This window comes from Streptococcus sp. 'group B', assembly GCF_002073795.1.
GTDB lineage: Bacteria > Bacillota > Bacilli > Lactobacillales > Streptococcaceae > Streptococcus > Streptococcus agalactiae.
In genome coordinates this window covers 1,857,665-1,872,259 of record NZ_CP020432.1, presented here as the reverse complement: position 1 = coordinate 1,872,259, position 14,595 = coordinate 1,857,665, and the positions used below count along the sequence as shown (strand labels likewise).

The window sequence follows — 14,595 nt, the reverse complement described above, 5'->3', positions numbered from 1 at the left end:
AACAGGAATGATTACCAAGCAATGGTTGTAACGTCACTATTAAGTGCTTCTAACCACTCTTGATTTTCCAGTTTAATCAAGGTTAGTGATAAACCAGCCATATCAATTGAAGTCATATAGTTACCAAGTTTTTTGTAATTCACTTCAATGCCTTTATCCTCAAGGAGTTTGGCAACATCGTTAGCAAAGACATATTGTTCCATAAGTGGGGTTGCACCCATACCGTTAATAAGGACACCATATTTTTCGCCAGATTTAGCATCGAACGATTCAATTAACTTATCAACTAATTCTGTCGCTAAAGCCTTTGAAGGTTGCATTTTTTCTTTACGATAACCTGGTTCACCATGAATACCGATACCAAATTCAATTTCATCTTCTGCAAGAACAAATCCTGGCTTGCCTACTTCAGGAACAGTAGCCCCGCTTAGTGCAAGTCCAACAGTGTGAATGTTTGGTACTAATTCATCAGCAATAGCTTTGATTTCCTGAAGTGATTTGCCATGACGAGCAGCATGTCCTAGAATTTTATGGACGAGTATCGTACCAGCTACACCACGTTTTCCTTGTGTGTAAAGACTGTCTTCGACTGCAATATCATCATCAACGACCACACTTGCAACTTCTATGCCTTCCATTTCAGCCATATCTTGTGCCATTTCAAAGTTCATGATATCCCCTGAATAATTTTTGATAACCATGAAAACTCCAGCCCCCTCATCAGCTTCTTTAATTGCTTCAAGAACTTGGTCAGGAGTTGGAGAAGTAAATACTGCACCACACACAGCTGCAGATAACATTCCTTCGCCTACGAAACCAGCATGTGAAGGCTCATGTCCACTTCCTCCGCCAGAAATGAGAGCCACTTTTCCTGACTTCTCTTCATTGCGAGCAATGATATCAAAACCTTCTATGCGATGTACTAAATCATTATGAACATATGCTAATCCATCTAGCATTTCAGTAACAACATCAGTTGGTTGATTGAGAATTTTTTTCATTTGGAAACTCCTTTTATGTTTAATTCTCTTTTATTATAAAATTTGTAAGCCTTTTCTGGAATGGACAGATTTTCTTGTTTGTCCGCTTTGTTAGGGTTTTCAATAATCATAAATCATGTTACACTAAACCATAATAAATCATCAGCAATTCAATATAAAATAAAGGAGAAATTATGACTTCTTCGCTTATTACTAAGAAAAAAATAGCCAAGTCATTTAAACGTTTATTTATTTCGCAAGCTTTTGACAAAATATCGGTGAGTGATATTATGGAAGATGCAGGTATTAGACGTCAAACATTTTATAATCACTTTGTTGATAAATATGCTTTATTAGAATGGATTTTCCAAACAGAATTAAGCGAACAAGTTACGGATAATTTAGACTATATCTCAGGTTTTCAGTTGTTATCAGAGTTGTTGACTTTTTTTAAAATGAATCAAGAATTCTATATTAAATTATTTCAAATTGAAGATCAAAATGATTTTTCTTCGTATTTTGAGTCTTACTGTGAGCAGTTAGTAGATAAGCTTCTTTCTGATTATAGTAAATCTAACTTTAATCAGAAAGAAAGAGTTACATTTATTAATTATCATAGTAAAGCCCTCTCTTATTTTATAAAATATGAGTTAATAAATAACTCAAAAGAAGAATTATTTAATAGGAAAGTCATTGAAAAAATTATCAGAACATCAATAGAAAATTATTAGGACAAGGATATGAGAAAAACAGAACATCATAAAATGGAATATGTTTTTGAAACAATAAAAGCAATCACTAAAACTAATCCTAAAGTAGAGCAAATAAAAGATTTGCCCGCTATTCATTATTTAGGGCAATCCGAGCAAGTAATTCCGATTTTATCAGGAGGAGGCAGCGGACATGAGCCGGCTCACTTTGGATATGTTGGTGAGGGAATGCTATCGGCAGCGATTAGTGGTCCTATTTTTGTACCACCATGTGCTAGTGATATTCTAGAGACTATTAGATTTATCAATCGAGGCAAAGGTGTCTTTGTTATTATCAAAAATTTTGAAGCTGATTTGGAAGAATTTTCCCAAGCGATTGAACAGGCTCGTCAAGAAGGCATTCCAATCAAATACATCGTTTCTCATGATGACATCTCTGTTGAAACATCAAATTTTAAAATTCGTCATCGAGGCGTTGCTGGTACTGTGTTGCTACATAAAATTATTGGACAAGCTGCTTTAGAAGGAGCAAGCTTAGATGAATTAGAACAGCTAGGACTATCTTTGACAACTTCAATGGCTACTTTAGGTGTAGCAAGTAAGTCAGCCACTATTTTAGGTCAGCATCAACCTGTTTTTGATTTAGAAGAAGGTTACATCTCATTTGGAATCGGTATTCATGGTGAGCCAGGATACCGGACAATGCCTTTCGTGTCCATGGAACATTTGGCAAACGAACTAGTTAACAAATTGAAAATGAAATTACGTTGGCAAGATGGAGAAGCATTCATTCTATTGATAAATAATCTTGGAGGAAGTTCTAAAATGGAGGAATTACTTTTTACAAATGCTGTCATGGAATTTCTGGCTTTAGACGATTTACAATTACCTTTTATTAAAACAGGCCACCTAATTACAAGTTTAGATATGGCTGGTTTATCAGTTACCTTGTGTCGTGTAAAGGATAGTAGATGGATTGATTACTTAAAACATAAGACAGATGCTAGAGCTTGGTGATAGAAGTAAGTGGTAAGAGTTTTTAGAATAGAAAATACTTTAAGGAGAACAGAGAAATCTGTTCTCTTTTTGTTCGCTTAAAGATCATAGAAAGGTGAAGAGAACATGGAAGGTATTGAAATAATATTAGATATAGAAACGTTAGGAATTTTTCAAGTCATAGATCATGGTATCTCTCCAGATGATAGAGAAACATATGAACAATTAACTTTGTTTTAAATAACTTAACTTTATTATCTTAGAGGATGTTACATATGAAAAAGAATAGTTTATATAATCAGTTAATAAATAGTGAACCGATAGGCTTTATTGATCCACTAACCGACTTGGGGGAATTTGATATTTTTCAAATGAAGTTCAAAGAACCCGTTAGATACTTGAAAAATAAATATTCAGGAAAGCCTTATTCACCACATTGGCAGAATAAAATTGAAAAAATGAGGTCTCATCAAGAAAGCCTAAGAGAAGAAGTTAAAGAAGAGATTCCGATTACTAGTAGGGCAAGAAATCAAGAAAATAATTTGAGTTGATCTTAAATTGATAAAAAGTTCGACTTTTTTCCTAAAAAATAGTGTGCTATAAGTCAATTAAAAGATGTGCTATATTTATTTAATAGATATCGTCTCATTGAATATCAACTAACCGGAGAAAATTCGAATGCAAAAAATTTAATGACAGGCACTCAAAATTTAAATGCTAATTTTGAAGATGAAAAATCGTCGATGGTATATTATGAAAATATGGTGGCTCATTATATAAGACTAACAAACCATCATGTGAGATACCGTGTTACACTCTTATTTAAAAATATTGAGATGGTTGCAAGAGGGGTTGGTATGGAAACCCAAAGTGTGGAAGATAATCAGATATCTTTTGATATTTATATTTTTAATGTGCAGTCAGGATACAACATTAATTATTTAACAAGATATTCCGTTAAGGAAAATTAAAGGAGAAAAATGAATTCAGAAATTCGAAATAGAAAACATGTTTATTTGAATGATGATATTATCTTTCAGTTAGCTGAAATCTCAGAATTTTTAAAGTCAAGTCAGTCAACATTTAAACAGGAGCGTAGTCCATATTCTCAAATAATAGACCTACGAAAAGAAGAAGCACAAGCTAAAAGTGTTAGGAATAGCATAGAAAAATTATTGTAAGAAAACAGTGATCTAATACAGGTAAGGAAGTATGAGTTAGGCTATAAAACTAAGTAAAAAAATATGATATAATATAAAAAATTATCGAGTAAAATAAACTGGAAGCGAAACTTAAGGAGATGATTATTAAATGAAAATATGTATTTTAGGATTAGGCGTAATAGGCACAACTTATGGATATATCTTTCAAAAAGCAGGACATCAGGTTGAACATTTAGTTAGAGAAAGTAAAAAGCAAGATGTTCCATTAAAGCTGGATATAACCATGTTAGATGGGCGATATAACAATAAGGGAGAAGAAAAAACAGATATATATACTGTGAATCTTGCAAAACCAAATACAAATTATGACTTTATCCTTTTAAGTGTTGCAGGCGGGAGGATAAAAGATGCCATAGCAACACTTTCACAAAATAATATTACAGGAAGTTTGTTATTATTTTGTAACTTTTGGAACAGCCGTGAAGAAATCGAAAAAATGGTTGGTGATTTTAAATATATCATTGGATTTCCGACAGCAGGTGGGAATTTGAAGCAGAAAAAGTTGAATTGTGTTCTGTTTGACCATATAATGCTTGAAAGTGAAGAAAAAGCAACTATCACAAACTATAAAGAGTTGTTAGAATTTCTCGAATCTGCCGACATAAAAGTAGAAAATCCTTATGATATGATAGAGTGGATATGGATTCATATGGCAATAAATGCAGGTGTTACTTCTACTGCAGCAAGGGCAGGAAAAATTGATGATCCAAAACAACTTGCGGTTAATCTTATGAGAGATAATCATGGATTGTCTATCGCGGTAAAATCAATAAGAGAAACAATTAAAGTAGTAAAAAATAGAGGGGTCGATTTAAGATTATATAAAAATGAACTTTTTCCTTATAAAATACCTTCTACTATTGCAGGAATAATTATGAAACGAATGTTCGCAAGAAATGAACTTACGAGTAGAATTATGACGTTGCACAATGATGTAAAAGATATTATGTATGGTTGTAAATGTATCTATGATGCTGGAAAACAGGAAAAATTGAACTTACCATTGTTTTATCATAATATGGATAAAATATTTAATAGTTAAATCCATATTCATAAATCAGTGTTTGGAGGGAGAATTTTTTAAATGGTTTTAGTGATTTATATTTTATTATGATTTACTAGTTTCAGTTACAATGATTATTGACGGACGAATGATGTGGAATCATCTACCTGAAAAAATTAATAGATTAATGGGATATCGTACTACTTTATCAATGAAAAAATAGGTACATGGAGTTTTATACATGATTACTGTGGCTATTAATTATTATTCATATTCTATTTTATAGAAGCACAGATGATGAAATAGGTATTATTAGCTTAATTGTAGTTTCTATACGAATAACTATTTTAATTGTGTTAATACTTACGACTGAACGGGAGTTGAAGAAAACTTTCACAGAAAATTGCATTAGAAAGTAGAACGATAGCTTCTAGCTTGATTAATTGAATAGAATATTTTTAGAAATAGTAAATCACAAAGGTTTACTATTTTTTAGGGCTTTGCTTGTTGCAATATATATATCTACTGTAATGTTATACGAATCTAAAATAACTCAGCTTACTTCAATTATAGCCATGTAGCATAGAATTTTATTGAGTTTTTGATTTTTGATGACATGAGACTAGATGATCAATATCCGAATATGGTCACTTTAATGTGTATAGCTATTATATTAATATATTTAGGGAGGGAAGTGTTGTGCGCCTTGTATGGAAATTTCTATCAGAAAAGTTAGTATGTAAGATCATGGATTCTTCGTACGGTGTGTTGATATTATTTTTTATTTGCCTATCAATAACTGCTGTAGGTGGATATACATTGGTATATAATTTGTCTGGGTATTCCTCAATGGATGCACAGAAAGTTTTTGGAATCATTGTACTAACAATAATTTTACTAGTATTTATTGTAGGAACAATTTTTTATGCAATAGGTTCTGCACAGTTGATAATGTCGATTTTGTCTAAGAAAAAGATTTCGTTTGATGAGAAAGATGCACCACTTGATGGTGCGACTCATGTGGGAGAGACAGTTTTCCAAGGAAAGGAGGTGTCGTTATATAGTAAGCAGGATAAATTTTTCCTATGGAGTAGAAAGTGGCAAAAGGGTTTCAGCAAATATCAATATTATCACATACGACCGGTTGATCAAACTGAAATTAGTGAGGTGTATCAAGTGGAAAGATGTTGCTTCTATTGTGACCATATATTTACACAATTTTTTATTAGAGAAGGAAAAAATAGAGAGAAAATAGTTGAGTTATGCACTATTGATGTACAAATTGGTAATGACAGAGATCTAGGATTTAAACAAGTTAATAGAGGCGAGTTTGAAAAAACGGTTCCTTTTAAGGATGTCGAAATTAAAGAAATAAAGAAATTGATTGATTTGAAACAAATATAAGAAAAGCACCTTTAAAAGGGCTTTTCTTATATTTTTCTTTAAAAAGCTCGTTATTCGTTTTGTAGTGTGCTACAATTCTATTGAATTAATCGAATAAAAGAAGCGCAGTTATGGTAACCACTACGCTTTACCGAGTAAGTCCAATTACAACGTTCCCTTACTTAGTCTTTATCGTAAGATACAGGATAACACCGAATCTGTCAAGGCTGGGCAAAGGAAAATTTGTTCAGTCTTTTTATAAAAGGAACTCGGTAGGTTCTCCTTAATAGAAAATTGACAATTCTAAAAAATTCTACTGCATACCGTGATAGAATTTCCATTTTACCAATTGCTATCAAAGTGCTATAATAATAGAGTTAAAATTAAGATTGCTTGCCAATATGAGCCAGCAGGTTATTAAAAATGAAATCAAAGGAGATTTTCCAATGGGACGTAAGTGGGCCAATATTGTTGCCAAAAAGACTGCTAAAGATGGTGCTAACTCAAAAGTATACGCTAAATTCGGTGTTGAAATATATGTTGCTGCAAAGCAAGGTGAACCAGACCCCGAGTCAAACTCAGCTCTAAAATTCGTTTTGGACCGTGCTAAGCAAGCACAAGTTCCAAAGCATGTTATTGATAAAGCGATTGATAAAGCCAAAGGAAACACAGATGAAACTTTCGTAGAGGGACGCTATGAAGGTTTTGGTCCAAATGGTTCAATGATTATTGTGGATACTTTGACATCAAATGTTAACCGTACGGCAGCAAATGTACGTACTGCTTACGGTAAGAACGGTGGCAATATGGGAGCTTCAGGATCGGTATCCTACTTATTTGATAAAAAAGGTGTCATCGTTTTTGCTGGTGATGATGCTGACACTGTCTTCGAACAATTACTTGAAGCGGATGTAGACGTAGATGATGTTGAAGCAGAAGAGGGAACAATAACAGTTTATACCGCCCCAACAGATCTTCATAAAGGTATCCAAGCACTTCGCGATAATGGTGTAGAAGAATTCCAAGTTACTGAACTTGAAATGATTCCTCAATCAGAAGTAGTATTGGAAGGTGATGACCTTGAAACTTTTGAAAAGCTTATTGACGCACTCGAATCAGATGATGATGTTCAAAAAGTTTATCATAATGTAGCAGATTTCTAAAAAATAAAACCGTAGTATTAATACTATGGTTTTTATTTTTGTGAGAGTTGATAGGTATTGTTAAAGAAGTGATAGGTAAAAAATATTATTCAAAAAGTTTTTTTAGGTGTAAAATGATAATTATTAGACAGTTATTGGTTGATGAGGGAGCAAAATGTTAACAAAGCCTATTATTGGTATTACAGGAAATGAAAGAGAAATGTCAGATATTCCAGGTTATTATTATGATTCGGTATCTAGGCATATTTCGGAAGGAGTTAAAAACGCAGGCGGGTTACCAGTTATCCTACCAATAAGTGAAGCAGAAAGTGCCAAAGCTTATGTTGAGATGATAGATAAGCTGATCATATCTGGTGGCCAAAATGTTTTACCATCCTATTATGGTGAAGAGAAGATAATTGAGAGTGATGATTATTCACTTGCGCGTGATATTTTTGAATTTGCATTAGTCGAAGAAGCGTTGAAACAAAATAAACCAATCTTTGCGATTTGCCGTGGCATGCAGTTAGTAAATGTGGCGCTTGGTGGTACACTTAATCAATCTATTGATAATCACTATCAAGAGCCTTACATTGGATTTGCTCATTATTTAAATGTGGAAAAAGGGAGTTTTCTAGAAGGCTTTATATCAGGTGATTTTAAGATCAATTCTCTTCATAGACAAAGTGTTAAACTGTTAGCTGAAGGTCTGATAGTTAGTGCTAGAGATCCTAGAGATGGGACAGTAGAAGCTTATGAAAGTCGAACAGAACAATGTATTATAGGTGTTCAATGGCATCCAGAATTAATGCTTCACCAAATTGAAAACCAAACCTTATTTGGTTATTTTGTTAATGAAACGTAGCATCCATATAATAGCAAAAACTCTCAGACGATAGAAGATAAGTATTAGTTAAAAACTTAAAGATGTTATGATGTCGTGTACAATTAAAGAGGAGAAAAAAGATGACAATAAAAAAAGTGTTAAGTGTAACAGGAATTATTTTAGTGACAGTAGCGTCTCTAGCTGCTTGTAGCTCAAAATCTCATACTACTAAGACGGGCAAAAAAGAAGTTAATTTTGCAACTGTTGGAACAACGGCACCTTTTTCTTATGTGAAGGATGGGAAACTGACTGGCTTTGATATTGAAGTAGCCAAAGCTGTTTTTAAAGGTTCAGATAACTATAAAGTCACTTTTAAAAAAACAGAATGGTCATCGGTATTTACCGGCATTGATTCAGGAAAGTTTCAAATGGGTGGAAATAATATTTCTTATTCATCAGAGAGATCTCAAAAATATTTATTTTCATACCCAATAGGCTCTACTCCTTCAGTTTTAGCAGTTCCTAAGAATAGTAATATCAAAGCTTATAATGATATTAGTGGTCATAAAACACAGGTTGTCCAAGGAACGACAACTGCCAAGCAATTAGAAAATTTCAATAAAGAGCATCAGAAAAATCCTGTTACTCTAAAATATACTAATGAAAATATTACACAGATTCTAACGAATTTGAGTGATGGAAAAGCTGATTTTAAACTTTTTGACGGACCAACTGTTAACGCTATCATAAAGAATCAAGGTCTCACGAATTTAAAAACCATCCCTTTGACTATGAGAGATCAGCCTTATATTTATTTCATCTTTGGTCAGGATCAAAAAGACTTGCAAAAGTATGTGAATAATCGCCTTAAACAATTACGTAAAGATGGGACACTTTCAAAAATAGCTAAAGAATACCTTGGAGGTGATTACGTACCAAATGAGAAAGATCTCGTTACTCCTAAGGAGAAGTAGTAATAAAAACTAAGGAGATGTCAATCCTTAGTTTTTTGTTATATAGTTTAAAACTATAACAAGAGACAGTTTATAACAATTTGATTCTAATAACTTCCTATGGGATAATATCTTTATCACAAAAATTGAGGGAATTTATTATGAAGTTAAAACATATTGTCTTAGGATTAGCCTTAACAACACTTTTAGGAGTCACATTTAGTAATCAAGAAGTTTCAGCAAGCTCAACTTCAAGTAAAGTTGTTAAAGTTGGTGTTATGACCTTTTCTGACACTGAAAAAGCACGTTGGGATAAAATTGAAAAGCTAGTAGGTGATAAAGCTAAAATCAAATTTACAGAATTTACAGATTATACACAACCAAATCAAGCGACAGCCAATAAGGATGTGGATATTAATGCCTTTCAACATTACAATTTCTTAGAAAACTGGAATAAGGAAAATAAGAAAAACTTAATTCCACTTGAAAAGACTTACTTAGCTCCAATTCGTATCTATTCTGAGAAGGTAAAATCTCTTAAAAAATTGAAAAAAGGAGCCACTATTGCAATTCCAAATGATGCAACAAATGGTAGCCGTGCATTGTATGTCCTTCAGTCAGCAGGTTTAATCAAATTGAATGTTTCTGGTAAGAAGGTTGCAACAGTTGCTAATATCACATCTAATAAAAAGGATATTAATATTCAGGAGTTAGATGCGAGTCAAACACCACGTGCACTCAAAGATGTAGATGCAGCTATTATTAATAATACATACATTGAGCAAGCTAATTTAAAACCTTCAGATGCTATCTTTGTTGAGAAATCAGATAAAAATTCAAAACAATGGATTAATATCATTGCGGGACGTAAAAATTGGAAAAAGCAAAAGAACGCTAAAGCTATCCAAGCTATCTTGGATGCTTATCACACAGATGAAGTGAAAAAAGTTATCAAAGATACTTCAGCTGATATTCCACAATGGTAACGTGAATTGACTGTATAAGTTTAACAGGGAATCCTAATAGGATACAACTTATCAGCCATATAGCCATAAAGGGCCTGGGACGAATACAATGTGCCAGGCTCTTGGATTGTTTTTGAAGGAAGGTGGATGAAAGATGACTTTAACAAACGAAGAAAATCAAATTCAAAAGTTTCTATCTGATACTATTGTTCAGGATGATATCAATATTTTAAGAGATTTAATTGCAATTAAGTCAATTTTTGCTCAGAAAGTTGGTTTAAATGACTTATCAAGCTATCTTGGAGAAGTTTTCAGAAAAGCTGGCGCAGAAGTCATTATAGATGACAGCTATAGCGCTCCCTTTATCGTGGCAAATTTCAAATCATCAAAAGTAGATGCTAAGCGTATTATTTTTTACAATCATTATGATACTGTACCAGCAGATGAGGTAGAACAGTGGACTGAGGACCCTTTTACACTTTCACTTCGATATGGTAAGATGTATGGACGTGGTGTAGATGATGATAAAGGTCACATTACCGCACGTTTATCAGCAGTTAAAAAATATTTATCAAGACACAAAGGGGAACTTCCTCTAGATATCACTTTTATTGTGGAAGGAGCAGAGGAATCAGCTTCAGTAGGCCTTGATTATTATTTAGAAAAGTATCAAGAGCAGCTACAAGGGGCTGATTTGATCGTGTGGGAAGATGGCCCTAAAAATCCTAAAGGACAGTTGGAAATTGCTGGTGGAAATAAAGGCATTGTCACTTTTGATTTATCAGTAAGTTCAGCGGATGTTGATATTCATTCATCCTTTGGTGGGGTTGTTGATTCCTCGACATGGTATTTAATTCAAGCCCTCAATACGTTAAGGGATAACAAAGGTCATATATTGGTAGAAGGTATTTATGATAAAGTTATTCCCCCTACTAAGAGAGAGTTAGAATTAGTTGAAAAATATTCTTATAGATCTGCAAAGGCGCTAGAAGGTGCTTACCAATTAGTTTTGCCCAGTTTAGCAGATAGTCATAAAACTTTTTTGAGAAAGCTTTATTTTGAACCTTCTATAGCCATTGAAGGTATAACCTCAGGTTATCAAGGTGAAGGCGTCAAAACAATTTTACCTGCTTATGCTAAATGTAAAGCAGAGGTTAGGTTAGTACCAGGGTTAACCCCGAAAGGTGTACTAGATTCAATACAAAATCATTTGAAAGAGAATGGCTTTAAAGACATTGAGCTAACCTATACCCTTGGTGAAATGTCTTATCGTAGTGATATGTCAGCGCCATCTATCCTAAAGGTTGTTGATTTAGCTGAGCAATTTTATCCAGAAGGGATATCTCTGTTACCTACCTCACCAGGTACAGGACCAATGTATTTAGTTCATCAAGCTCTAAGAGCGCCAATTGCAGCTATTGGCATAGGACATGCCAATAGTCGAGACCATGGCGTTGATGAAAATGTTAGTATTGCTGATTATTACACCCATATTGAATTAGTGGAGGCTTTAATAGAATCATATGAGTAAAGAACCAATTATTAAATTAGACAACATTGATGTTACTTTCCACCAAAAGAAACGTGAGATTAATGCTGTTAAAGATGTTACTATCCATATTAATCAAGGTGATATATATGGAATTGTCGGTTATTCAGGAGCCGGAAAATCTACCCTTGTTCGTGTTATTAATTTGCTACAAGAACCTTCAGCAGGTAAAATTACTATTGATGACCAAGTTATTTACGACAACAAGGTGACACTGACTAGCACACAATTACGCGAACAGCGCCGTGAAATTGGAATGATTTTTCAACATTTTAACCTAATGTCACAGTTGACAGCAGAACAGAATGTAGCTTTTGCTCTTAAACATTCAGGTTTATCAAAAGAGGCGAAAGCAGCTAAGGTTGCTAAATTATTAGAACTTGTTGGATTATCCGATCGTGCTCAAAACTATCCTTCACAATTATCAGGAGGGCAAAAACAGCGTGTTGCCATTGCGCGTGCATTGGCTAACGATCCTAAAATCTTAATTTCAGATGAGTCTACCTCTGCACTTGACCCTAAAACAACAAAACAAATACTTGCCCTTCTCCAAGATCTGAATAAAAAATTGGGACTTACGATTGTTTTGATTACACATGAGATGCAAATTGTCAAAGACATTGCTAATCGCGTTGCTGTTATGCAAAATGGTAAATTGATTGAAGAAGGATCAGTTTTAGACATTTTTTCACATCCTAGAGAGAGTCTTACACAAGATTTTATAAAAATAGCTACTGGGATTGATGAGGCAATGCTTAAGATTGAGCAACAAGAAGTTGTCAAAAATCTACCAGTAGGTAGCAAATTAGTTCAACTGAAATACGCTGGGCATAGCACGGATGAGCCGCTTTTAAATCAAATTTATAAAGAATTTGAAGTAACTGCTAACATCCTCTATGGGAATATTGAAATTTTAGATGGTATTCCAGTTGGAGAAATGGTAGTTATCTTATCAGGTGACGAAGAAAAATTAAGACAAGCCTGCCAAGCAATTACAGATTCGCAAGTTCAATTAACGTTATTGAAAGAAGGTGGTAAAGCATGATAGAGTGGATTCAAACACATTTACCAAATGTATATCAAATGGGTTGGGAAGGTGCTTACGGCTGGCAGACAGCTATTGTACAAACCCTTTATATGACTTTTTGGTCGTTCCTTATTGGAGGTTTAATGGGATTGTTAGGAGGTTTATTCCTTGTTTTAACTAGTCCTAGAGGAGTTATTGCTAATAAATTAGTATTTGGAGTTTTAGATAAAGTTGTTTCTGTTTTTAGAGCTCTGCCCTTCATTATTCTTCTTGCTTTGATTGCGCCAGTAACTCGCGTAATTGTAGGAACAACACTTGGTTCACCAGCAGCTTTGGTACCTCTTTCTTTGGCAGTTTTCCCATTTTTTGCTCGTCAAGTTCAAGTTGTTTTAGCTGAACTTGATGGTGGAGTTATTGAGGCTGCACAAGCCTCAGGTGGAACACTTTGGGATATTATTGTAGTTTATCTTCGTGAAGGTCTACCAGATTTAATTCGAGTATCAACGGTTACTTTGATTTCTTTAGTAGGTGAAACAGCTATGGCTGGCGCTATTGGTGCAGGAGGATTGGGTTCTGTTGCTATTACTAAAGGATATAACTATTCTCGTGATGATATTACTTTAGTAGCGACTATTCTGATTTTATTATTAATTTTCTTTATCCAATTTTTAGGTGATTTTTTAACACGTCGCTTGAGTCATAAATAAAAATGTGAGAAGGCTATTCTTCTCACATTTTCATTTGTTTAAAAATTATCAGGCTGGAGTAATATCGTTTTCGATGATAACTTTGAGAGTATTGTTTTCTTCAGCAGCTTTAAATACCTTATAAGCTTCTTCGATTTCAGATAGCTTGAAGTGATGTGTTACTAGTTGTGTTGCATCGATTTTGCCTGTCTCAAGAACTTCAAGGAGCATTTCAGTTGTATTAGCATTAACTAATCCAGTATTAAGGGTTATATTTTTTATCCATAAATCTTGGAGGTTAAATTCAACAGGTTTACCATGAACACCAACATTTGCGATATGTCCTCCAATAGAAACTACATTTTGACAAATATCAAATGTTGCAGGATAACCAACACATTCTAATACGACATCAACGCCACGGCCTTTGGTAATTTTATCAATTTCTTCTTTAACTTCTTGAGTAGACGTTGATAGAATGGTGTGTGTTGCACCAAATTTTTTAGAGGCTTCAAGTCGTTTTTGAGATAAATCAACCATAATAATTTTGGCAGGAGAATAGAATTGTGCAGTTAGTAAGGCAGATAGTCCAATTGGTCCAGCGCCTACAATACAAACAGTATCACCTGGTTTAATGTGAGAAGGTAAGACGCCGATTTCGTATGAAGTTGGTAAAATATCAGATAACATAACCAATGCATCGTCACAAACACCTTCAGGTGCATGATAAAGGCTACCATCTGCATGTGGAATATGAACATATTCTGCTTGAGTACCTTCAATAAGATGTCCTAAAATCCACCCGCCATCTTCACAATGTGAAGGCAACTGGTGCTTACAGTAATAGCAAGTATTACAGGCAGTGACACAAGAAATAATTACTTTATCTCCGACTTTAAAATGATTGACAGCAGAACCAACTTCTTCGACGATACCAATGCCTTCATGACCTAAAGTTGTTCCTGGTTTACAAGCAGGAACATCGCCACCAAGGATATGTAGATCAGTACCACAAATGGTTGTTTTGACAAGTCTTACAACCGCATCTGTGGGTTTTATTACTTGAGGTTTAGCCTTATCAGTAAGTGATAATTCATTAGCTGAAAGATAAGTTGCAGCTCTCATATTAGAGTTCCTCCAAAAATTATTTAT

14 protein-coding genes and 2 pseudogenes are annotated in these 14,595 nt (G+C 33.9%); 14 read left to right on the top strand and 2 right to left on the bottom strand.

The window, feature by feature from the left end; all coding sequences use genetic code 11:
* Positions 1–11: 11 nt before the first annotated feature.
* Entirely contained in the window at positions 12–1,001 is a 990-nt protein-coding gene (dhaK, locus tag A6J68_RS09810; RefSeq protein WP_000722647.1) for a dihydroxyacetone kinase subunit DhaK, read from the bottom strand.
* A gap of 173 nt (positions 1,002–1,174) precedes the next feature.
* Here dhaK and dhaS point away from each other — a divergent pair, with 173 nt between their 5' ends.
* The 14 genes and pseudogenes from dhaS (at position 1,175) to A6J68_RS09725 (ending at position 13,464) form a co-directional block, all read left to right on the top strand.
* Complete coding sequence (gene dhaS, locus A6J68_RS09800) at positions 1,175–1,711, top strand: dihydroxyacetone kinase transcriptional activator DhaS (RefSeq protein ID WP_000204281.1); 537 nt, start codon at positions 1,175–1,177, stop codon at positions 1,709–1,711.
* Positions 1,712–1,720: 9 nt separating this feature from the next.
* Entirely contained in the window at positions 1,721–2,707 is a 987-nt protein-coding gene (gene dhaQ / locus A6J68_RS09795; RefSeq protein ID WP_001232461.1) for a DhaKLM operon coactivator DhaQ, read from the top strand.
* A gap of 254 nt (positions 2,708–2,961) precedes the next feature.
* Positions 2,962–3,225, top strand: a pseudogene (locus tag A6J68_RS09790) (hypothetical protein); the annotation flags it as partial.
* Positions 3,226–3,309: 84 nt separating this feature from the next.
* Positions 3,310–3,657: pseudogene (locus A6J68_RS09785) on the top strand (DNA/RNA non-specific endonuclease); the annotation flags it as partial.
* Between the two features lie 9 nt (positions 3,658–3,666).
* Complete coding sequence (locus tag A6J68_RS09780) at positions 3,667–3,867, top strand: hypothetical protein (protein ID WP_001083613.1); 201 nt, start codon at positions 3,667–3,669, stop codon at positions 3,865–3,867.
* Between the two features lie 130 nt (positions 3,868–3,997).
* Positions 3,998–4,951 carry a ketopantoate reductase family protein gene (locus A6J68_RS09775; RefSeq protein ID WP_000686582.1) on the top strand — a complete coding sequence of 318 codons (954 nt, stop codon included), beginning with the start codon at positions 3,998–4,000 and terminating at the stop codon, positions 4,949–4,951.
* 810 nt (positions 4,952–5,761) lie between these two features.
* Positions 5,762–6,316, top strand: coding sequence for a hypothetical protein (locus tag A6J68_RS09770; RefSeq protein WP_223842272.1), 555 nt, complete (start codon positions 5,762–5,764; stop codon positions 6,314–6,316).
* A gap of 425 nt (positions 6,317–6,741) precedes the next feature.
* Positions 6,742–7,458, top strand: coding sequence for a YebC/PmpR family DNA-binding transcriptional regulator (locus A6J68_RS09760; RefSeq protein ID WP_000532903.1), 717 nt, complete (start codon positions 6,742–6,744; stop codon positions 7,456–7,458).
* Positions 7,459–7,612: 154 nt separating this feature from the next.
* Positions 7,613–8,302 carry a gamma-glutamyl-gamma-aminobutyrate hydrolase family protein gene (locus A6J68_RS09750; RefSeq protein WP_000956420.1) on the top strand — a complete coding sequence of 230 codons (690 nt, stop codon included), beginning with the start codon at positions 7,613–7,615 and terminating at the stop codon, positions 8,300–8,302.
* A 101-nt stretch (positions 8,303–8,403) separates the two neighbouring features.
* The gene (locus tag A6J68_RS09745; protein ID WP_000152903.1) at positions 8,404–9,237 is read left to right on the top strand and encodes an amino acid ABC transporter substrate-binding protein; all 834 of its coding nucleotides are present in this window, start codon (positions 8,404–8,406) and stop codon (positions 9,235–9,237) included.
* Positions 9,238–9,377: 140 nt separating this feature from the next.
* A complete protein-coding gene (locus A6J68_RS09740; RefSeq protein WP_000768250.1) occupies positions 9,378–10,202 on the top strand; it encodes a MetQ/NlpA family ABC transporter substrate-binding protein in 825 nt (274 codons plus the stop codon).
* A 133-nt stretch (positions 10,203–10,335) separates the two neighbouring features.
* Positions 10,336–11,712, top strand: coding sequence for a M20/M25/M40 family metallo-hydrolase (locus tag A6J68_RS09735; protein WP_000176660.1), 1,377 nt, complete (start codon positions 10,336–10,338; stop codon positions 11,710–11,712).
* Positions 11,705–12,775 carry a methionine ABC transporter ATP-binding protein gene (locus tag A6J68_RS09730; RefSeq protein ID WP_000032379.1) on the top strand — a complete coding sequence of 357 codons (1,071 nt, stop codon included), beginning with the start codon at positions 11,705–11,707 and terminating at the stop codon, positions 12,773–12,775. The genes A6J68_RS09735 and A6J68_RS09730 overlap by 8 nt, the downstream gene beginning before the upstream one ends.
* Entirely contained in the window at positions 12,772–13,464 is a 693-nt protein-coding gene (locus tag A6J68_RS09725; protein ID WP_000574037.1) for a methionine ABC transporter permease, read from the top strand. The genes A6J68_RS09730 and A6J68_RS09725 overlap by 4 nt, the downstream gene beginning before the upstream one ends.
* A 48-nt stretch (positions 13,465–13,512) precedes the next feature.
* On the opposite strand, the gene A6J68_RS09720 is transcribed toward A6J68_RS09725, so the two are convergent.
* Positions 13,513–14,568, bottom strand: coding sequence for a zinc-dependent alcohol dehydrogenase family protein (locus tag A6J68_RS09720; RefSeq protein ID WP_001200719.1), 1,056 nt, complete (start codon positions 14,566–14,568; stop codon positions 13,513–13,515).
* Positions 14,569–14,595: the final 27 nt, after the last annotated feature.

What these genes read in the sequence shown, in the direction of transcription:
- A6J68_RS09750 (WP_000956420.1), top strand. Translation starts at nt 7,613, where the DNA reads ATGTTAACAAAGCCTATTATTGGTATTACAGGAAATGAAAGAGAAATG.
- dhaK (WP_000722647.1), bottom strand. Translation starts at nt 1,001, where the DNA reads ATGAAAAAAATTCTCAATCAACCAACTGATGTTGTTACTGAAATGCTA.
- dhaS (WP_000204281.1), top strand. Translation starts at nt 1,175, where the DNA reads ATGACTTCTTCGCTTATTACTAAGAAAAAAATAGCCAAGTCATTTAAA.
- A6J68_RS09770 (WP_223842272.1), top strand. Translation starts at nt 5,762, where the DNA reads ATGGATGCACAGAAAGTTTTTGGAATCATTGTACTAACAATAATTTTA.
- A6J68_RS09720 (WP_001200719.1), bottom strand. Translation starts at nt 14,568, where the DNA reads ATGAGAGCTGCAACTTATCTTTCAGCTAATGAATTATCACTTACTGAT.
- A6J68_RS09740 (WP_000768250.1), top strand. Translation starts at nt 9,378, where the DNA reads ATGAAGTTAAAACATATTGTCTTAGGATTAGCCTTAACAACACTTTTA.
- A6J68_RS09735 (WP_000176660.1), top strand. Translation starts at nt 10,336, where the DNA reads ATGACTTTAACAAACGAAGAAAATCAAATTCAAAAGTTTCTATCTGAT.
- A6J68_RS09760 (WP_000532903.1), top strand. Translation starts at nt 6,742, where the DNA reads ATGGGACGTAAGTGGGCCAATATTGTTGCCAAAAAGACTGCTAAAGAT.
- A6J68_RS09745 (WP_000152903.1), top strand. Translation starts at nt 8,404, where the DNA reads ATGACAATAAAAAAAGTGTTAAGTGTAACAGGAATTATTTTAGTGACA.
- A6J68_RS09725 (WP_000574037.1), top strand. Translation starts at nt 12,772, where the DNA reads ATGATAGAGTGGATTCAAACACATTTACCAAATGTATATCAAATGGGT.
- A6J68_RS09730 (WP_000032379.1), top strand. Translation starts at nt 11,705, where the DNA reads ATGAGTAAAGAACCAATTATTAAATTAGACAACATTGATGTTACTTTC.
- dhaQ (WP_001232461.1), top strand. Translation starts at nt 1,721, where the DNA reads ATGAGAAAAACAGAACATCATAAAATGGAATATGTTTTTGAAACAATA.
- A6J68_RS09775 (WP_000686582.1), top strand. Translation starts at nt 3,998, where the DNA reads ATGAAAATATGTATTTTAGGATTAGGCGTAATAGGCACAACTTATGGA.
- A6J68_RS09780 (WP_001083613.1), top strand. Translation starts at nt 3,667, where the DNA reads ATGAATTCAGAAATTCGAAATAGAAAACATGTTTATTTGAATGATGAT.